This window comes from Bacillus cereus group sp. BfR-BA-01523, assembly GCF_022662615.1.
Classification (GTDB): Bacteria; Bacillota; Bacilli; order Bacillales; family Bacillaceae_G; genus Bacillus_A; species Bacillus_A mycoides.
Window position 1 is genome coordinate 1 of sequence record NZ_JAKUDX010000047.1, and the last position, 260, is coordinate 260.

Consider the following 260-nt stretch of genomic DNA (forward strand, 5'->3'; position numbering starts at 1 on the left):
CTCCACCATATAAATTATATGAATAATATTGTCGCGGGGTGGAGCAGTACGGTAGCTCGTCGGGCTCATAACCCGAAGGTCGCAGGTTCAAATCCTGTCCCCGCAACCAAACATTCTCGTAATGTGGTTGCTAACACTTATCATATAACTATATAAATAATATTATCGCGGGGTGGAGCAGTACGGTAGCTCGTCGGGCTCATAACCCGAAGGTCGCAGGTTCAAATCCTGTCCCCGCAACCAAATGGTCCCGTGGTGTA

General features: G+C 48.1%; 2 tRNA genes. Both read left to right on the forward strand.

The annotated features are described in order from the left end of the window. Positions 1-32 precede the first annotated feature (32 nt). Positions 33-109: transfer RNA gene (locus tag MR066_RS27125), tRNA-Met, on the forward strand. Positions 110-166: 57 nt separating this feature from the next. Continuing rightward, positions 167-243: transfer RNA gene (locus tag MR066_RS27130), tRNA-Met, on the forward strand. Positions 244-260 lie beyond the last annotated feature (17 nt).